At 64.9% G+C, this 19,376-nt stretch carries 15 protein-coding genes; 3 read left to right on the top strand and 12 right to left on the bottom strand.

The features are described 5' to 3' along the window. Window positions 1-135 precede the first annotated feature (135 nt). The gene (locus BRSPCE3_RS22050) at window positions 136-4,998 is read left to right on the top strand and encodes a DUF5801 repeats-in-toxin domain-containing protein (protein ID WP_244068218.1); all 4,863 of its coding nucleotides are present in this window, start codon (window positions 136-138) and stop codon (window positions 4,996-4,998) included. Window positions 4,999-5,066: 68 nt separating this feature from the next. Here BRSPCE3_RS22050 and BRSPCE3_RS22045 read toward each other — a convergent pair whose 3' ends face one another. After that, a complete protein-coding gene (locus BRSPCE3_RS22045) occupies window positions 5,067-6,836 on the bottom strand; it encodes an alkaline phosphatase family protein (RefSeq protein WP_244068217.1) in 1,770 nt (589 codons plus the stop codon). A gap of 305 nt (window positions 6,837-7,141) precedes the next feature. Between BRSPCE3_RS22045 and BRSPCE3_RS22040 the strand changes: the two genes are divergently transcribed. Continuing rightward, window positions 7,142-8,572, top strand: coding sequence for a cytochrome c peroxidase (locus BRSPCE3_RS22040; protein WP_244068215.1), 1,431 nt, complete (start codon window positions 7,142-7,144; stop codon window positions 8,570-8,572). A 12-nt stretch (window positions 8,573-8,584) separates the two neighbouring features. Here the strand turns inward: BRSPCE3_RS22040 and BRSPCE3_RS22035 are convergent, their stop codons facing one another. From BRSPCE3_RS22035 to BRSPCE3_RS22020, 4 genes are all read right to left on the bottom strand, one after another. After that, window positions 8,585-9,271, bottom strand: a complete 687-nt coding sequence (locus BRSPCE3_RS22035; RefSeq protein ID WP_244068214.1) for a hypothetical protein — start codon at window positions 9,269-9,271, stop codon at window positions 8,585-8,587. A gap of 119 nt (window positions 9,272-9,390) precedes the next feature. Next, window positions 9,391-11,448 carry an alkaline phosphatase family protein gene (locus BRSPCE3_RS22030; protein ID WP_244068212.1) on the bottom strand — a complete coding sequence of 686 codons (2,058 nt, stop codon included), beginning with the start codon at window positions 11,446-11,448 and terminating at the stop codon, window positions 9,391-9,393. A 237-nt stretch (window positions 11,449-11,685) separates the two neighbouring features. Next, window positions 11,686-13,062: a cytochrome c peroxidase gene (locus BRSPCE3_RS22025; protein ID WP_244068210.1), complete on the bottom strand. Its 1,377-nt coding sequence runs from the start codon at window positions 13,060-13,062 to the stop codon at window positions 11,686-11,688. Next, on the bottom strand, window positions 13,059-13,844 hold the full coding sequence (locus tag BRSPCE3_RS22020) for an EfeM/EfeO family lipoprotein (RefSeq protein WP_244068209.1): 786 nt from the start codon (window positions 13,842-13,844) through the stop codon (window positions 13,059-13,061). The genes BRSPCE3_RS22025 and BRSPCE3_RS22020 overlap by 4 nt, the downstream gene beginning before the upstream one ends. A gap of 300 nt (window positions 13,845-14,144) precedes the next feature. Here BRSPCE3_RS22020 and BRSPCE3_RS22015 point away from each other — a divergent pair, with 300 nt between their 5' ends. Then, window positions 14,145-14,582 (top strand): A24 family peptidase, encoded by a 438-nt coding sequence (locus tag BRSPCE3_RS22015; RefSeq protein WP_244068207.1) that lies wholly within the window; start codon window positions 14,145-14,147, stop codon window positions 14,580-14,582. 6 nt (window positions 14,583-14,588) lie between these two features. Here the strand turns inward: BRSPCE3_RS22015 and BRSPCE3_RS22010 are convergent, their stop codons facing one another. Genes BRSPCE3_RS22010 through BRSPCE3_RS21980 form a run of 7 tightly spaced genes read right to left on the bottom strand, consistent with a single transcriptional unit; the run spans window position 14,589 to window position 19,363 of the window. Beyond that, window positions 14,589-15,227, bottom strand: a complete 639-nt coding sequence (locus BRSPCE3_RS22010; protein ID WP_244068205.1) for a hypothetical protein — start codon at window positions 15,225-15,227, stop codon at window positions 14,589-14,591. Beyond that, window positions 15,227-15,790: a type II secretion system protein GspM gene (gene gspM / locus BRSPCE3_RS22005; protein WP_244068204.1), complete on the bottom strand. Its 564-nt coding sequence runs from the start codon at window positions 15,788-15,790 to the stop codon at window positions 15,227-15,229. Before gspM ends, BRSPCE3_RS22010 begins: the two co-directional genes overlap by 1 nt. After that, entirely contained in the window at window positions 15,787-16,860 is a 1,074-nt protein-coding gene (locus tag BRSPCE3_RS22000; RefSeq protein ID WP_244068202.1) for a PilN domain-containing protein, read from the bottom strand. The genes gspM and BRSPCE3_RS22000 overlap by 4 nt, the downstream gene beginning before the upstream one ends. Further along, window positions 16,860-17,807 (bottom strand): general secretion pathway protein GspK, encoded by a 948-nt coding sequence (locus tag BRSPCE3_RS21995; RefSeq protein ID WP_244068201.1) that lies wholly within the window; start codon window positions 17,805-17,807, stop codon window positions 16,860-16,862. Before BRSPCE3_RS21995 ends, BRSPCE3_RS22000 begins: the two co-directional genes overlap by 1 nt. Next, window positions 17,807-18,514 carry a type II secretion system protein J gene (locus tag BRSPCE3_RS21990; protein WP_244068200.1) on the bottom strand — a complete coding sequence of 236 codons (708 nt, stop codon included), beginning with the start codon at window positions 18,512-18,514 and terminating at the stop codon, window positions 17,807-17,809. The genes BRSPCE3_RS21995 and BRSPCE3_RS21990 overlap by 1 nt, the downstream gene beginning before the upstream one ends. Then, window positions 18,511-18,924 (bottom strand): prepilin-type N-terminal cleavage/methylation domain-containing protein, encoded by a 414-nt coding sequence (locus BRSPCE3_RS21985; RefSeq protein ID WP_244068199.1) that lies wholly within the window; start codon window positions 18,922-18,924, stop codon window positions 18,511-18,513. The genes BRSPCE3_RS21990 and BRSPCE3_RS21985 overlap by 4 nt, the downstream gene beginning before the upstream one ends. After that, a complete protein-coding gene (locus tag BRSPCE3_RS21980; RefSeq protein ID WP_212016541.1) occupies window positions 18,899-19,363 on the bottom strand; it encodes a type II secretion system protein in 465 nt (154 codons plus the stop codon). The genes BRSPCE3_RS21985 and BRSPCE3_RS21980 overlap by 26 nt, the downstream gene beginning before the upstream one ends. Between the last annotated feature and the right edge of the window lie 13 nt (window positions 19,364-19,376).

The raw sequence follows: 19,376 nt of genomic DNA, 5'->3' as shown, positions 1-19,376 counted from the left end.
CGCGCAAAGGCCAAACCAAAAAACTGCGGCACCACGTTCCGCCTGAGCTGCTCAGCAGGCGAAAAGCCAATGTTAGTCGCGTCCGGCGTAGCGTTCGGGGACGTGAGCTCGGCCGTTTTGGACGAGCTGCCCCACGTGCTTGGCATTGTTCAGACGGTGACCGGCTCGGGCACCATCGCGCGCGCGCGCGGCATTGCCATTCCAATCGTTGCAGGCAATCCCCTTTGCCAGGGCGACGTCATCGAGACCACGGCCGGCGCGTGGGTCGCAATCCGTCTGACCGATGGCACGGTGCTCGACCTGCCGGCTGGTTGCCGGCTGGAGCTGGGCGATCTGGTCCAGCACGCCGGCAGCATTTTGCGGCCGCGCCTGTTTGCGAGAACCAGAAGCATCTTCCGCCTGATTGGCCGCCGATTGGCAGGCGCAGGCATCCTGACCGCGGAGACGTCTGTCGGGACCGTCAGGGCCAGCGGTCTCGGCATGCTGTCGTTCGCCGCGCTGACGCTTTCGCTCCTGGACGATGCGCGGGCCGCCGAACCGAACGTCACCTTCCTGGACGACGACGCCATCAACTACAAGGACCTCCACCACGGTGTGTTCGAACTGGTGACCAAGGAGGCGATCCCCCGGCACATCATCGTCGATGACCCCGGAGAGACGATCGTCCTGACCAAACGTGGGTCCTCTGTCGGCGTGAGCCATGTCACGAATTCCCCGTCCCATATGGAAGAATTGCGCGAGGACCAGCAGGAGGCGCTTGCCAATTTTGAGAAAGGATCGGGATCAAAGGGGTCCGGCATGCCCGGCCCCGAGGGGTCGCCGTTATTGATCCCGATCGATTTCAATCCGTCTGGCTCGCCGTTGCCGGTGCAGGATCCGCTCGGGCCGGTGCCCGTGTTTCATTTTGCGCAAGTTGAGGTGTTCAAGCCGCCGCCGGCGCCGCCGAGCCTGAACCTTGGGGCGGGACCGATCGAAGTCGATACGTCGAAGTTTGACGACTTCACTGCGGCGAGCGGGACCTTCGCCGCGAGCAGCAGTGGCGGCACGCTGACATTCGGCATCAGCGGCGGTACCGCCGGCAACGTGGCGCTGGGCGGGCTGACCTACAACGTGTCGAGCACCGGCCAGTTCGGCACGCTCTACCTCAACAGCGCGACCGGACACTATACGTTCGTTCCGAACAATGCCGCGATCAACGCACTGAAGGTCGACGCGACCCAAAGCTTCGTTATCACGGTTTCGGACGGCACCCTCTCGGCCAGCGAGAGCTTCAACATTCCGATCGTCGGGGTCGACGACGCTTCCGTCATTTCCGGCGCCAACATCGGCTCGGTGGTAGGCTCGGTCGGGGTCAGCGGCGCCTCGCCCGGTCTGCTCGTGGCGACCGGCCTGCTCACCGACACCGATGTCGATGACCCCGCCAACACATTCACCGCCGTGACCGTGCCGACGACAAGCGCGGGCGGCCATGGCACATTCACGATAACGACGGGCGGCGTCTGGACCTACACGCTCAACAACGCCGACGGCGCCGTGCAAGCCCTCCATGTCGGCCAGACACTGACCGACAGCTTCACGGTGACCACGATAGGCGGAACCCCCGAGGTGGTGACGGTCACCATCAACGGCCCGCTGATCGGAGCTGGAACGGCGCCGTCGCTGACGCTGAGCGAAACCCATCTGACGGCGACGGCGCTGGACGACAATATCGCAGGCTCCGCGCCGAACGCGGCGTTGACGACGACGTCCGCCGACTTTTCGGCGGCGTTCATCACCGCACATGGGAGCGGGGCTACGGTCAGCTACGCGTTGGCGATCAGCGGCGGCAACGGCACCGCATCGGGACTGACCGACTCGCACACCGGGCTGTCCGATGTGCTGGTTCTCAATGGCAACACCATCGAAGGCCATGTCGGCGCCACCAACGGTACGCTGGCATTCACCATCGCGCTCGACCCGGCGACAGGCCGCTTGACCTTCACCGAGTATCGCCCGGTGGTCCAGCCGCACGGCACCAGCCCGGATAGCGGCGAAGGCGTGACGTTGGCGAGCGGGGTCGTCAGCCTGATCGGGATCGTCACCAAGGACGGCGAGTACCAGGATCTGAGCGTCGATCTCGGCGGCAGGCTGACATTCACCGACGACGGCCCAAGCATCACGGCGAAGGCCCCGGCCCCGTCGCTGACGTTGAGCGAGACGCATCTGACGGCGACCGCGCTGGACGACCACATCGCGGGCTCTGCGCCGGATGCAACGCTGACGACGACCTCGGCCGACTTCTCGACGGCGTTCAACTCGGTCCAGGGCGCGGATGGCGCGACGATCAGCTATGCCCTGACGATCACCGGTGGCAACGGCACGGCGTCGGGCCTGACCGATTCCCATACCGGCCTTGCCGACGTGCTGGTCCTGAACGGCAACACCATCGAAGGTCACGTCGGCACGACCGGCGGCACACTGGCATTCACCATTGCGGTCGATCCGGCCACCGGACGGGTGACGTTCACGGAATACCGGGCAGTGACGCAACCGCTCGGCAGCGATCCGGACAGCGGCGAAGGCATCACGCCGGCAGCCGGGATCGTCAACCTGGTTGCAACCATCACGGACAGGGACGGCGACTTCCAGAGCGCGAGCCTAGACCTCGGCAAGCAGCTGACGATCACCGACGACGGTCCCTCCATCAGCGCCAACGGCACCGCGCCGTGCCTGACCTTGAGCGAGGCGCATCTGACCGCCACGGCGCTGGACGACCACATCGCGGGCTCGATGCCGGATGCGGCGCTGACGACGACCTCGGCGGACTTCTCGACGGCTTTCACCTCGGTTCAGGGCGCGGATGGCGCAACGATCCGCTATGCGCTGACAATCGCGGGGGGCAACGGTACGGCGTCCGGCCTGATCGACTCCCATACCGGCTGCGCCGACGTGCTGGTTCTGAACGGCAACACCATCGAAGGTCATGTGGGCACGACCAGCGGCACACTGGCATTCACCATTGCGGTCGATCCGGCCACCGGGCGGGTGACGTTCACGGAGTGCCGGGCGGTGTCGCAGCACGATGGCGAAAGCGCCACGCTGTGCGCCGGAATCGTCAACCTGGTGGCGACGATCACGGACAAGGACGGCGACTTCCAGAGCGCGTGCCTCGACCTCGGCAGGCAATTGACCATCACCGACGATCAGCCATGCATCGCGGCCAATGGCACCGCTCCGTCGCTGACATTGAGCGAGACGCATCTGACCTCGACGTGGCTGGACGACCATACCGCAGGCACGATGCCGGACGCGGCGCTGACGACGACGTCGGCCGAGTTCGCGACAGCGTTCACCTCGGTCCAGGGCGCTGACGGCGCGACCACCTGCTACGCGCTGACGATCACCGGCGGCAATTGCACGGCCTCGGGTCTGATCGACTCGCATACCGGCTGCGCCGATGTGCTGGTCTTGCACGGCAACACCATCGAAGCTCACGTCGGTTCGGCCGGCGGTGCACTGGCCTTCACCATCGCGGTCGATCCGGCGACGGGATGCGTGACCTTCACCGAGTATCGGGCGGTGACGCAGCCGTACGGCACCAATCCGGACACTGGCGAAGGCGTGACGCTGAACGCCGGGGTCGTCAACCTGGTGGCAACCGTCACCGACAGGGATGGCGACCACCAGAGCGCGAGCCTTGACCTCGGCACGCATCTTACGATCACCGACGACGGCCCGACGATTTGCGACTTCCAGCCGATCGTCGTGGCTGCTCAGGACCATCAGGTCGCCAACGGCACCTTTGATGTCAATTTCGGCGCGGACGGCGAAGCCGCGATGTGCGTCGCCGTGCATAGCGGGGCCGTCGGCGATACCGGGTACGATCTCACCACGACGAGCCTGGGTCACGGCATCACCTCGGTGCATGTCACCGGAAACAGCGACGATTACACGTTCTACTATTTGACCCATGCGGTGAATGGCGGCGTCGAGCTGGATGCGTATCTTGCTGACTGCGCCGGCACGCTGACCGATCCGTTCTTCCAGTTGAAGATCGATCCGAACGGCACCTTCTGCTTTGATCTCGAGCATGTCGAGGTGCAGAAGGACGTCACCGTGACCGGCGTCGATTTCGACGCCCCGGCCTGCGGCAAGCTGTCATTGACGGCTCCCGACGGACAACTGGTCGTCACCGGGTCTGACTGCTTTGGCCATCCGGTCGACGTCAAGGCCTCCGCCGACGGGATCGCGGTCGGCGACAGTGGCCAGCAAATGGACCCGACCGAGCAGCTGAACCTCGGGTTCACCGGGCAGCAGTCGCAGGTCAGTTTCGCTCTCACGCAATGGCATGGTTACGGCAGCGCCGGCGTCATCTTCAAGGTTCTCGACGGCAGCGCCGACGTTCACGACTTCTGCATCAACGTTCCCATGCCGGCAGGCGGCAGCACCGGCATCGTGGTGCAGCAGACATCGGATGCTTCGCTGATCGACACCTGCCATTTCGACAGCACGACGTCGACGTATACGCTGTACGTCGACAAGGCATTCGACCAGGTCCAGGTCGACTACGATCACGCCGCGAGCGGTCACGCCACCTTCGCGGTCGACAACATTGCCTATACTGAAACGGCGAAGATCCCCGACACCGGTCTCCTGTTCGATGTGACGGCGGTCGACAGGGACGGCGACTCGGCCACGTCGAGCCTTCAGGTCGGCATTCAGTGCCACGCCGCGTGGACGGACGCCTTCGCATTCGCAGCCAGTCCGGATAGTGCCACGCCGGCCAGCAGTGCCGGCGCCGCGCCGCTCACGTCCGCAACGCCTGCGCAATCCTTCAATTTCAGCGCGGACGTTCCGAGCCCACAAACGCCGAGCGCTTCGGCTCTCCCCGCAGACGATCACGGCACGGCGTGGTTCGCGACCGCCGGACCGGCGATCCCGGCGCCGCAACCGGACAATGTCCTGAACAACATGCTGGACGCGCTGGGCGCCCACACATCACACGATCTGATCGTGTAGCTTCTCAAGATGCGATCCAAACGCCGGCCCGCGCCACACATTGGCGCGGGCCGGGCTTGTTTCTCCTATTAGTGCCAGCCCTCGCCGGCCTTCAGCGCCGCCGAGAGGCTGCGCACCGGGCGCGTCACCAGCGGATCGAGGTCGAAGCGCTTCTCGAGCATCTTGAGGATCGACGTGGTGTCGAAGTCCTCATGCGCGACGCCCGACTTGTTGAAGCGCTTGGCGATCAACAGCGCCGGAATGCGGGTGCCCGGGCCCCACTGATCCGCAGCCCTGGCTTCCGCGCCATGACGGTTGTGCGGCGGGGGCGGAACGTGATCCCACTGTCCGCCGAACTCGTCATAGGTGATGACAACGAGCGTGTCCTTGCCATCCGGCCCTTCGACGATCGCCTTGACGAGATCGACGAGGTGCTGGCTGCCTTCGGACTCGCTGGTGTAGCCCGGATGCTCGTTCTCCTCGCCGATCGGCTTGATGAAGCTGACCTGCTTGAGCCGGCCGTTCCTGGCCGCCTGGATGAACTCCGCCTCGTCCTTCAGGTGATCCCGGCGGGCCTGCGTTCCGGGCGCGTAGCTCGCGAAGTAGTTGAGCGCCTGGTGATGATACTGGAAGTCCACGTCGGGGCAGTTCGGGAACACCGCGGTGGAGACATGGTTCGGATCGGTGCAGGTCGTGCCGTTGCCGTTGGTCCAGCCGGACGCGCCGACATCGCCATTGGCGTTCGACCAGCCGCCCGAATACCAGGCCCAGTCAACATGCTTGGCCGACAGCCGATCGCCGATGTTCGGCGTGTGCAGCGGCGGCAGGCGCTTGATGTCGGGAGTGCCCGGCGAATAGGGCTGATAGGTCGGCTGCGTGGTGTTGACCGCGTAGTCGCCGCAGGCGAGACCCGCCGGCAGACCGGCCTGGCTGCACTTGGCCGTCAGCTGCGCATCCTTCACGGTCGAGACCGGCGCATAGAGCGGCGTGCTGGTCGGCATGCCGTTGGCATCAACGATCGAGTGGAAGTCGTTGGCACTGCCGTCGCTCAAGGCGCCGACGAACTGCGGCGGCGCAGCCGCGACCAGGAACTGGTGGTTGAGGAACGAGCCGCCGAAAGCACCCTGGAAGAAGCTGTCGGCGATGACGTAGTTCGGGGCGCCGTGGCCGTGGAGATAGGCGTAAATCGGCAGCTTCCTGGTGTCGTAGTAGCCCATCACAAGACCCGCGGCGTCGCTGCCGGTCATGTAGCGGTTCTGCCGGCCGCCGTTGAGCTGGTACTGCTCGCTGTAGAAGCGGTGCACGATGTCCTCGGTGCAGCCGCCGGGCGCGCCGGTGCCGTTGAGGAAGCCGTGCGCCGCGAAGGCGCCGAGCGGCTTCGGACAGGTGGTCGCCGAGGTCGGGATGAAGTCGTTGATCTCGAACGGCTTGTTCTTGAAGGCGCTGAGGATCGCGACCGAGCCGGTATTGTCGGTGCAGGTGGTCGGCTGCGGCGACGGCGAGGTCAGGTTGACGTCGTTCTGCAACAGGCAGGCATAGACGGTCTGATTGTCCTGCCGAACCTGCAGCGTATGCGCCTGATCGGCGTCGGAGGTGCCGTTGATCCGGTCACGGCCGACATCGCCCCAGTGCCCGTACAAATTATCGAAGCTGTGGTTTTCCTGATAGATGACGACGATGTGCTTGTATTGGTGCACACCTTCATGGCCGCGATCGCGCAGGTCGCGCAGTTCGTCCCGCACCTCGTGCTTGAACTCATCAACGATCTTTTCGACCAAATTCTCGGCGTTAGCCACCGGCGAGATGGCAACGGCGCCAGCAACAATCGCGAGCGCCGGAATGGCTCCCCAAAGCCGCATAGTGCTCTCCTGATTTCAGAAAGAAATAGAAATGGAGCTACACGCTATGCAAAACACATTTCGCCGGGATGACTGTTTTTCGACGCGCGCACAAACGCGTGAAAAGATGTTCGCACGGAGATAATTTCCGCCCCGTCGGACACAGATCGGTTGCGGTTCGTTGATCGATCGTCATCAAACCGCAATCAACAGTCGTCTATCCAAACAGATGGTCATTGATCCTGCCGACAGGAAACTGTCACCTCGGTGACATCTTCCGACGCACGGCAGCGCATATGCATTTGTGACGGGGGCGTTTTGGCGCAATGGCTTGGGATATCCTGACGTCCGGCTCCGGAATATGTCGTGCGGCATCGGCCGATCGTGGCGCGCGACCGGCATGCTTTGCGTTGCTGGCGCTCGTCGTTGCGCTTCTGCCGCTGCGCGCAACGGCGTTCCCGCTCGGCGGCGACCAGAGCGTGCTGCCGGCCGGCACCGAATTTTCCGAGGAGGCGCTGGCGCGGCCGCGCGAGCTGTTTCACTCCGAAGCGACCGGCGGGCGCAAATCCTATCTGGTCAATCTCGGCGATCTCGCCTTCAACTCGCCGTCGATCCTGGGCGGCAAGGCCCGGCAGGCCGAGATGAGCTGCGGCACCTGTCACGTCAACGGCGCATCGAACCCGAAACTGTTCGTGCCGGGCGCATCGTCCCGCCCCGGCACCTTCGACACCACCAGCCTTGCCTTCAACGCCAAGACGTTCAACAGCATCCTCGATCCGGTCCGGATTCCGAGCCTGCGGGGTGCCCGCTTCCTCGCCCCCTACGGTCATGACGGGCGCATGACGTCGCTGCGCGACTTCATCTATAATGTGATCGTCAATGAATTTTCCGGGCCGCGCCCGAGCGACGAGGTGCTCGACGGCCTGGTCGCCTACATCAACGACATCGATTTCCTCCCCAATCCGAAGATTGCGCCCGGCGGCAGGCTTGGCACGCAGGCGAGCGTCGAGGAACGCCGCGGCGAGGCGCTGTTCTTCAAGCCGTTCCCGAAGCAGGCCGAATTGAGCTGCGCCGGCTGTCACGTTCCGGCTGGCACCTTCAACGACCAGCTGCGTCACGACGTCGGAACCGGCGGGCTGGTGAAGACCCCCACCCTCTTGAACGCCAATTTCAATGCGCCGTATTTCCACGACGGGCGCTACGACAGCTATGAACAGGTGGTCGATCATTTCGATCGTCTGTTCGACCTCGACCTGTCGACCCAGGACACGCAGGATCTCGTGGCCTATCTCAACGCGGTCGGCGACGGCGAACGTCCGTTCGACAAGGACGGCGTCGTGCTGCGGATGAAGGAAGTGCTCGAGCTGTCGAGCGTGCTCGAGGTCGCGATCCCGGCCGCCGATACCGCGGTGGTGTCCCTCGCCGTCACTGGCGTCGGCGCCGAATTGCGTGAACTGACCGAGCACATCCCCGACATCAGGAACGTTTCGGTCGGCGGCAAGGACGAGCGGCTGGCGGCGCGCGCGATCCTGAAGGACCTCGTCGTCACCCTGCGCCGCATCGACCTCGAGGTCGCGGCCGGCCATATCGACGAAGCGACGACGGAATACCGCAAATTCGCCCAGCTGGTGAGTTTCGACGTTCCGGTCGCCCTGAAGAAGGCCGAGCCGTGGTCGCTGTTCAACGGCAACGTGCATCAATCGCACTACACGGCGCTCGGCCGGCTGCTGCCGATGACAGGCCGGCAGTCGCAGTAGCGCAGGGCCGGCTCACTGCGAGGCGGGCGGCTCCACCCACACGTCGCTCTGCTGGATCCGGCGGATCAGCGCCTGCGGGTCGAATTTGCGCAGACCTGCAGGGATTTCGAAGCTTTGCGCCGGCTGCGGCTCGTCGCGGATGTGATCGGCGGCGATCACCGTGCCGTCGTCGGTCCTGATCCGCACCGGAAACCTGCGCGCGCGGTCGATCCAGCCGACAAAGCCGGCACCGGACGACGCCGTGATTCGGTAAGCGTCCGTGCTTGGACCCGCACTTGCTTCCGCTTCGTCGCGCTGACAATGCCACGCCGCGGGATCGACCGGCGCCGACAGCTGCGCGATCGCCTGCCATTGCCGGCAGGGATCGTCCGGATCGACCGGGACGAACATCGACGTCAGCGGACTGGACTGCCGTGCGTCCATGAAAACACGGGCGCCGGGACGGACGAACACCGCCGCGGGCTTGCCCGTATCGATCAGGAAGAAGCCATCCGGCAACGCCGTTGTCTCGATCCGGGCCTTTTGCTGCGAGACGCGCAGCGTTCCCAGCTTGGTCGACGTGTCGTCCTTTCGGGCGACGAGGTCGGCGGAAAACTGCTGCGCCGCGGCCGACATCGGAACAGCGGCCAGGACGGCAACGGCAAGCAGGCGGGCTGCCGCGTTCCGGCTTGTTGAGCACGTCTTCGCGTTGCGCTTCATTGCATGGTTCCAGTCAAACAGGCGGAGGCAGGCAAAATATGACGGCGCCGACCGAACCATCGGTTCGATCGGCGCCAGCCTTGGTTCAGATCAAGATCTCGTGCCGGACGAGCGCTCGATCACTCGGTGTAGGACAGCGTGACCGGCTTGCTGAAGTCGAACGCGTCGAACAAGTCAGACAGCGCCGGGCTGTTGGTCGGCACATACTCGTTGTTCTTCGAGTAGCTCGGGTTCGGCAGGTTGTCGCGGCTGCGGTTCGTCAACGGCTGGAGGGCCCAGTTGCGTTCGATGAACTTCAGCAGCGAAACGTGGTCGGCGTAGTTGTGGTTGACCTTGCCGCCCGTCGAATAGGGCGAGAGGATCAGGGTCGGAATCCGCGGTCCGTCGCCGAAGAAGTCGATGGACTGCTGATAGCCGGAGTCCCAATAGCCACCGGCCTCATCCCAGGTGATGAAGACAGCAGTTTCAGCCTTCAGCTCCGGATTGTTGTCCAGCGCGTTGAGCACGTTCAGGACATAGGCTTCGAACAGATCGACCTTCGAGCTCTGCGGATGACCGTCGAGCAGCCCGTCCGGCTTGCCGAACGACACCGCGGGCAGCGTGTTGCCCTGGATCGCCGTGATCAGATCGGCGGTGTCCTTCATGTGAGCCTGACGCACGGCCGCGTTGGCCATGATCGAGGTCGCATACTGGAACGGATTGCAGATCTGGCAGTAGGCAACACCGAGTGCGTGCGCCGGATCGGCGACCGCAGCGGCGCTGAGGTTGGGGTTCGACGGATTGGCGGCAACCGCGGCGTTCGACAGCGCCACGGCGTCGTTGAACGCACCACCATAGTACGCCCAGGAGATGTTCTTCTCCATCAGCGCATCACCGATCGTGCGGACCGACGACGGCGGAACGTTGCTACCGCCCGACAGCGCACCGTTGGGCAGATAGCCCGGGTTGACGTTGTTGAGCATGTAGTAGTGGTTGGGCTTGCAGTTCGGCTCGGCCGCGTACGGCAGATTGTTGAGGTAGGTGACGATCGGCTTCACGCCGGGCTGGAACACGTCGGAGCAATTGCTCCAATTGCCGTCGACAGTGTAGCGGTTGACCGAGCCCGCGGCCGGATTCGGATTGGCGATCACGCTGGCCGGCGGGGTCACCGGATTGCCCTTGCCGTCGCTCCAGAACGCCGCGTCGCCGGTGCCGAGCATGAAGTGGTTCGCGCCGGTGCCGCCGTGGAACGACTGGTGGAAGTTGTCGCTCAGCGTGAAACGATCCGCGAGCATCTTCAGGACCGGAGCCTGACCCTGCTGGGCGTTGTAGAAGCCCATCGAGTTGGCCATGCTCTTGTTCGACGCCGAATAGGTCGCCATCACGAACGGGAACAGGTCGTTCAGGCAGCCCGAGTTGTTCTTCTTGGAGGCGTTGGCGGCGCTGCAATCTTCCTGCTGCCAATCCTGATAGAAGCGATGGGTCGAGTCGCCGGTGTAGTCGTCGTCGCTGATCTGCTCACCCTGCAACTGGAACGGTCCGTTGAGACCGCCGGCGCCGGGAATGCGGGTATCCAGCACACCGGTCGGCAGGCCGCTGAAGCCGGTGGTGAGGATGTCGAGATCGGCCGGATCCATGTCCTTCTCGACGCTGGCCTCAGTGATCGTCTTGAACGGAGGCGAAGTGTCGCTCTGCGCGGTCGGCGTGCCGTTGGTGTTCGGCTGCGGCATCAAATTGGTCGCGTTGTAGGGCGACTTCGAGATCACCGGCGCGCCGATATAGAACGACGTCTGGCCCGCGACCGAGTACTGCTGAGCCTGCGCGAAGTTCGGTCCCGGCGTTCCATCCTCGTTGACGATGCCCTTCGACAACAGGTTGGAGATGGTCTGCCCCTTGCCCTTCGGCTTGTAGATGCCGAAGGTGTGATCGAGACCGCGGTTCTCGCCGATCAGGATGATGACGTGCTTGATCGGCGAAGCCGTCTTCACGCCGTGATCGCCGTCGCCATGATGACCATGGTTCTCATGCTTCGCACGATCGCCCTCTTCGTGCGCCTGGTGATTGTGATGGGAACGCTTGTCCCAATCGCTGCGACCGCCCGGATAGTGAGCGGCATATGCGGCTGTTGCGACGAGCACCGTTGACGCGATGCAGAGCGCGGTGCTGGTTCGCCAGTGCTTTTTGTAATTCAAACTCATTGTCGACCTCAGGGTGTTTGCGGTTAGCAACACTCCCTGCTTAGTGCGACAGTATGACGCATGGTTTTCGCTTACGTGAAAGCGCGCGAGAAATTTCGAAACGTTCAAAGATTTTCCATGGAGACATCTGCTGCAGCACGCTGCATCTCCACGAATCTAGTTTTCAACGGACAATAGAAAATTGATTGAGCATCCGCGCAACGATGCGGATCGCAAATGCACCGTGATACGGCTCGATCAATGCGAAACGTGCCTGGAACGCATCACCTGACGAAGCGCCGCGTAATGCTGGTCATGCACGCCTTGATTGAACAGCGACCACGGCTCGGCGCTGGCCAGTAGCGCGGGAACAGCAGCCGCCATCAGATTGCGATAATTCCTGAACTCGGCTGCAGCATCCGCGTTGCGCCCCGCCGCAACCGCCATCTCGATTCGCCGCAGCGTCAGCACCAGCTCCTTGAGACCGTTGCGCGCAAGCACGCGCTGCTGTTCGCCGCCCGATACGCTGGTGTTCTTGCGGTCGGGATATTGCTCGGTCAGTTCACGCAGCTCGCGGCCGATCGTATCGACCGCAAGCGCGACAATGTCCTTGTCGCCGGCAGGAATCGCGGTCGCCAGCACCGTCGAGAAGTCGTTGATCTCCTTCAGCGTCGCACCGGCCCCGTCGCGCTCATAGGGCTGCACGCCATCGCCGACCGCCGTGAGATAGGCGACGAGGTCGCCCTTGTCCTGTGCCGAGAGATCGAGCTGAAAGGTCCGGTCGAAATAGTCGACCACCTGGTCGTAATTGTCGAAGCGGCCATCGTGAAAGTACGGCGCGTTGAAATCGGCATTGCGCAGGGTCGGCGTCTTGAACAGGCCGCCCGAACCGACATCGTGCTGCTGGTGATCGACGAAGCCGGACGATGGAACGTGGCAGCCCGCGCAGCTCAGCGCGGGATCGTGCGGGAACGGCTTTGCGAACAGCGCCTCGCCGCGGCGCTCCGCGTCGGTGATCTTGCCGGCCAGCCGCCCGGCGGGGCCGAGGCTCGGATTGGGCAGGAAATCGATGTCGTGAAGATAGGCCACGATCGCGTCGAGCGTCGCCGGCGACGGCTCGGGACCTGCGAACTCGCTGGTGATGACGTTGTGGACGAAATCGCGCAACGAGGCGAAGCGGCCGTCGGCGCCATAGGGCGCAAGATAGCGGGCGCCGCGGAGGCTCGGAATCCGCACCGGATCGAACGCCAGATTGTTGGCCTTCGGATTGAACAGCGGGCCGGTGGTGTCGAACGTGCCGGGCTTGCTCGACATCTTCGGCATGAAGAACTTGGCGTTGTTCGCGCCATTGACGTGGCAGGTGCCGCAGCTCACGCCGGCCTGCCGCGCCACCTCGCCGAGCAGCCCCGGCGAGTTGAAGGCAAGATCGCCGAGATTCACCAGATACGACTTGGCGCCGGTCCGCCCCGACTGGAACACCTCGCGCGGCTTGTCGAGCGCATCCTCGTTCAGCTCGGTCGCAACCGGAAGCACCGTCTTGTCACCGTCGACCGGAAACGCCACCGCGCGCCCGAGCAATGCAAGGACGAAGACGCCGGAGAGCAGCGCAGCCAGACGCAGGTGAAGCAATCTCATCGCGCCTGGGCCTCCAGCGTCGGGCGTTGCAGCCCGAGCTTCGCCGAAGCGCTCTGCAACGCAACCACGAGTTCCTCGCTGGTCTGGCGCAGATCGGCAATATTGACATGCGGCAGATCGGGCGTGGCGACGATCGCCTCGAGCTGCTCGATCCGGTTCGTCACCATCTCGTCGAGCTTGCCGTCGACCGTGTTGAGCGCGGCGGAGAAGATCGTGTGGTAGGCAAAGTCGATGCCGGCGATGTTGTTGCGCATGTCGTCCAGCGAGGTGCCGCTGATCCGCGACTCGCCGCCATCGGCCTTGCTCTCCCCGACTTCGTAGGCGAGCCGCACGGTGCCATCCAGCAGGCCCTGCGGCGTCAGCTTGATATCCTTGAGCTTGCCGTGGAGATCGTTGAGGTGATCGACAAGGCCGGTCGCGTCGCTCGCAACGTCGGTGCTGCCGGCTCCGAACAGCTTCGCCTCGATGGCGTGGAACCCGCTGTCCGCGTTGGGCCAGGCGTCGATCTGCGCATCGAGCTCGGGCACGAAGCCTGCGGTGAACACTTCCGAGCGCTCCCAGCCGGCGCGCGCCGACAGCCAGGCCTTCTTTGCACCGGGCAAGTCCGCGGCAGCCGCGCGATCGCGCAATGCACGCGCGCCCGCCAGCGCACTGGCAACGCCCTCGATCAAATGCGGCCGATAGCGCTCGGCGCCGTCCTCGAGAGTGCCCGCGTTCGCGGCACGCACGCCTGCCGACGCTGCCAGCAAAGCCAGGCACGCCGCCACTCGCATCTTGTGCATAGTCAACCCACTCGTCTGCCGCGAAGGGCTCGCGGCATGTAGCGGAGCAAACTATTGTCGGTATCCTATGCGGATTTGTGACAGCGCAGACTTTTTGTCGCATCTTTTCTACTGTGCGATCGTCGTCGACGATCACAATTCTGCAAAGCCCTTCGCCGTGTCTCCTGATCGCTTGAAAATCCACTGTTCAACGCGCGCGAGTTGTTGCAACACAGTGCCCGCACACGTCACACTTGTCCCGTCACCATGCAGATCGATCGCGAAACTCTTTATTTCATTGGATCCTACGGCGCGCTCTGCATGCTCTGCTGCGCTGTCGCGCTGATCGATCTGCGCCACGGCATCATTCCAAACTGGCTGAACCTTGCGATCGCAGCGCTCGGACTTGCCAACGTCGTCATCACGGAAGGCACGACGGCCGCCTTCAGCGCAATGGCGAGCGCCGCCCTCGTCGGCACCGTGTTCTTTCTCTTGCAGCGGCTTTACTTCGCCGTGCGGCATGCGGACGGGCTGGGACTGGGCGACGTCAAGTTTCTTGCCGCGGCGACGATCTGGGTCGGCGCGCTGTCGATTCCGACCCTGCTGCTGATCGCGGCAGTCGCGGCACTTGGTGTCGCCGGCGGCCTGCACCTCGCGGGACGCGAGATGAAGCGCCAGACCGCGATCCCGTTCGGCCCGTTTCTCGCGCTCGGGCTGCTCCTGACGCCAGTCCTGCAGAACTGGCTCGGACTAAACTAGTTCACGTCACATCTGGCGCCGCGCGGCCAGCGGCTTCCTCTCCGTGCTGATCGGGACGAGACGGGCATCGCCGCTCTCTTCGCTGCCGGGCTGGGGCAATGTCAGCACGGCCGCCTGCTCGTCCTTCTGCATCGTGACTTCGCGTCCGCTGATCGATCGAAGCTTCCAGCCCTGGAACTCGTCGCCGATCTTCAGCCGCAACGCGGTCTTGTTCGTCTGATCGAGAAAGATCCCGAAGCTTTCATCGTCGCCCGCGATCGTGCCGACCAGCGACAGCGACGGCGGTTCGGTCGCGACCTTGCGCGGCGGCGGCGGCTTGCTGACCTCGGGTTCCGCGACGACCGCGGGCGGAGGTCGCCGCGACGGCGAGAACACCGGGCGGTCGCGCGTGTTCGACAGCGTTTTGAGCGGAATGCCCCACAATGGATTGGCGCTGAGCGGCCGCGGCGTCGGTGCCGGCGCAGGCGCCACCCGGACCGACGTCACCGGCTCGGACGGCGGCGGTGAACTCAGCACCGGCCCGCCCAGGCGGGTATCGTCGAGCATCCCGGCGTCCAGCGCATCGCCGGATGGATCAGGCACGGCGGCCGGCGCCGAATAGGCCGACACCGCCAACAGCACGATGGTCGCTGCGAAGCGTCGCATCATTTGGCTCCTCGCCATTGTCCGGAGACGCCCAGCAGCACGCGCAGCTTGCCGGGATCGGCGCCCTTGGCGGCCTCGTCGGCGACGGGCTGCACGACCAGCTGGTCGATGAACAGGAACGGCATGCCCGCCTCCAGATCGTAGAGCACCTGCTGCAATTGCGCCTGCTCGATCTCGCTGCTCGCAACCATGCTGATGAAGCCGGCCTTGGCCGGCGCGGTGGGAACGTCGAGCTGCGTCGACAGCACATTGCCGCCGGCCTTGATCACCGCGCCAGATACGCGTTGCAGCAGGGTGGCGCCGGCAACCGTGACGGTCGCGCCCTCGAGATAGGCCGAGCCGGTCGGCATCGCAGGCTGACCGGGCGCGGTGTTCGCCTTCGATCGTCCCTCCAGCTGTTCCAGCATGCCGGCCGACGCCGCAACGTCGCTGTGCAGGCCGATGATGTCGGAGAGCGACGAGATGACGACGAACAGCAACAGCACGAACAGGCCGAGATAGCTCGCGGTCGCGACCAATGGCGAGGTGCTGACGGCGGTCAGCGATCGGGATGCTGCGCTCATGAGCCGGACCCAAAGTAAGCGGTGATGTTGGCCTCGACGTGGAACCGCTCCGCCGATTCATTGGCGGCACGGGTCGTCGGCGCGAAGAAGGTGGCGCGGGTAAACTGCGGCGACTGCTCCAGCAGGCGGATCAGCGACGGCGCATCCTGGGTCAGCCCCACCACCTGCACCTTGTTGCCCTCGATGCGCAGCTCCGTCACATAGGTGGTGTCGGGCAGCACGCGCGAGACCGCCTCCAGAACCATGACGCTCGATGGCGTGGTCTGCTTGCGCTTGGCGAGCAGGCCGAGGCCGGACGAGTCGCCATTGGCGTCGAGGCGCAACGCGGCGCGGCGCTGCGAGATCCGGTGCTGCAGGTCTTCCTGCTCCGATTGCAGCCATCCGCCGAGATAGATGTTGAGCAGCAGGGAGACCGCCGCCGCGGCTGCCGTCGAGATCAGCCCGATCCGCAACAGCCGCGGAACTGCAGGGCCGGCAAGGCCGCGCAGCGACCTGTCGAGCAATGTCACCTGCTGCGGGGCACCGTCGCTGCCGGCCGCCGGCGCCGTGACCGCGATCGAGGCGGCGCCCAGCGCCCTCGCCAACCGGATCAACGGATCGACCTTGCTCGCCGCCGTCGCGCTGAATGCGACCTCGATGCGGTCGTTGGCGATCGGCTGCGGCGAACCCCAGCCGAACACGGCATCGGCGGCGGGCCACGGCGTCAACCGGTCGACCTGCGCGCGGATCATGCCGTCGAGGAAGTCGCCCGCCTGGCTCGGGAAATCGAGCACACGGCTGACGATATGGTCCGAACGCAAGCGAATTTCGACGCGACTGCCATCGAACGCCGTCTTCCACTCCACCGGCAACGGCGGCTGCGGCGCGTCATGATCGAGCCGGAACGAAACGGGCGCCGAGGGCAAACCATCCTTCGCCACGGCGAGACGGGCGGTGAAGCTGCCGTCACCATTCTCGTCGAGCTCGACGCTGCGCCGGCGCATGAACCTATCAGCGACGCCGTCAACGGCCGTCGCAACCGCGCCGATCCATTGCTCGAACCATTGCCGTGCCTCGGCGAGCATTGCCATCAACCTTTCCTCCGCGGCAGAACGATATTTCGCGGCTCGACGTCGTTCTGCCAGGACAACACGCGATAGGGCTCGGTCTTGTCGCCGAGCGCGATCACCGCTTCAGATGCGGTGCGGTGACCGTTGCGGAACCGGATCGAGATCGCGATCCGGTAGCATGGGCTCTGCGCCGTCGACGCCGCAGCTTGCGGGTTCGCGGTCTGTGCGCCCGCAGGGGCCTGCGCTGCCGCGGCAATTCCGTTCGGCGAGGCCGTACTTGCCCCGAGTGCGGGCGACCCGAAGCTGTCTTGTTGCTTGCCTGACGCCTTGTCCACGGCCAGAGCGACCTCGGGTGCAGCGATGCTCGAATCAACATCCGGACTGCCGTTGAACACGGTCACGAACGGCAGCACGCGATCGACAAAGGCTTCGGGGATGCCGGCGACCAGCGCCAGCTCATTGACATGGGTGAACAGCCCCTGCCGCGGCGAATAGCCAAGCGAATTGTAGCGCGCGGCCTCGACATTCTCGCTGCCCGGCACAGGCCGGGTTCGCCAGCCGACGATCCGCTCGGCATATTCGCCGGCGGCGTCCTTGTGGGCGCCGAGCACGACGAACAGGCCAGTCAGCATCTCCTTCGACGCGTAGTTCAGGTCGACCCGGCCGGCTTCCGATGTGAAGCTCACGCCGACGCTGGCATCGTCCAGCCCGAAATGAAACGCTCCGTATTGCGGCCTCGTCTTGTCGTCGGTCAGCGTCAGCTGATAGGCGGTGAGCTCGAGCCCGGCCGACACCAGCGCCTCGGTCTGCAGCGACAAATCGCTCGCCGCCAGTGCCCGCGCCGATGCGGCCAGATAGGCCGAGAAGATGATCGCCAGCGACGACAGCGCCAGCAGGATCCAGAGCACCGCAACGATGACGAAGCCGCGATCGGCCGGGGATCGGCTGACATGACCGGACGCGCTCATCACGTCTTCCCCTGATCGGTGGCGCCGTCGGAACTTGGCTTGTCGCCGCAATTGCCGTCCGGCTTGGTGCAGTCGCTCGGGATCTGGACATGGACCGGCGCGATGGTCGACACCGACAACACGCGCTGGCTCGCCGCATCACGCACGGTCAGGCGGATCATGGTCGGCAGCTTGTTGGCATCCCTCCATGTCGCCTTCCAGGCCCGGTCGGGACCGGCATAGGCGAACGACAGCCGATAGGGCGCGCGCAGCAGCACCACGGGGCTGCCGAGATGCACCTGTTCCGACAGCGACACGCCGTCGGCCAGCGGCGTGAACCGGGTCTGCGAGCGGACCGTGACGAACTCGCCGCGATCCCGGGTCTCGCCAAGGCGCACCACGTCGAGCCCCGGCCCCGCATTCGGCCCGACCGACGTGCGCACGAACGTGACCGACAGCTCCGATCCCTCGAACAGCGGCTTGTGGGTATCGCGATTGGCGGCGACGAATTCCGCCGCGGCGAGATCGGCGCCGATCCGCTCCAGCGCGATCCCGATCAATTCGCTACGCTGGATCCGGTCGATGCCTCTGTTCCAGCTCGGCAGCCATTCCCCGGTGATGCCGGCGAGCGCCGACAGCAACAGCCCCATCAGCGCCAGTGCGACGATGGTCTCGATCAGCGTGAAGCCGCGCTCACCAGTTCGCTGTGTACCCTTTGCCCGGGTCATTCCGAAGACCTCGGCATCAGGCGCACGGTGCGGATGTCGGACAGCGCACCACCCGGAGATTTGACGCGGATCCGCACCAGCTCCGGCACCCAGGGCACGTTGTTACCCTCGGGCACCGTCCAGTCGCCGCCGAGCGGACTGACATCGATGGTCCAGCGGTAACCCTCCGCCTGCCCGGTCGATGCTCCCGGCTGCATTTCGGCCCGCGGCGGAATACCGACCGTCATCAAGGTGCGCACCGCCTGCATCAGCGCCACGTGCTGCTCCATGGCCCGCACGCCGCGCGTCTTGACGCCCATCACGGCGCCGATCGCAACGATCGAGACAGCCACCAGCGCCAGCGCCACCAGCACCTCGATGATGGTGAACCCCGCATCCCGGCGGTCAGTTGGCGGCGACGTCGCGAGCAACGATTTCAACCCTTCCGGTGAGCCAGTTGACGCGGACCTCATAGCCTGCATCGAGCCGCGTCAGCGCGATGGAGCCGCCGCAGGATCCGCCATTGGCGAAGAAGCGGATGGTCGACAGCGCGGCGCGGCGCTGGCAGCTCTGTGGCAGCACCGCATCGAACCGCACGTCATCGGGGATCCGCACCGTCATGCGCGACGCCCCCGAATGGATCACCCGGCTCGGCGCATCGACCAGCGTCGCAACGCTGGTGCTGCGCTCGATGGCGGCGTTGCGATCGGCCTTCAGCAGCGTCGCGGTCTGCAATGCATAGGCCTGCAGGCGCGAGCGCGAGGTCTGGTGCGGAATGAACGGAAGCAGCACGGCCGCCAGCAGCGCGATGATGGCGAGCACGCACACCATCTCGAGCAGGGTAAAACCGCGCTGCGTCGCGTCATTCATGCGTGCCACGCAT

Source organism: Bradyrhizobium sp. Ce-3 (genome assembly GCF_022835695.1).
Classification (GTDB): domain Bacteria; phylum Pseudomonadota; class Alphaproteobacteria; order Rhizobiales; family Xanthobacteraceae; genus Bradyrhizobium.
This window is presented reverse-complemented; position numbering and strand designations above follow the sequence as displayed.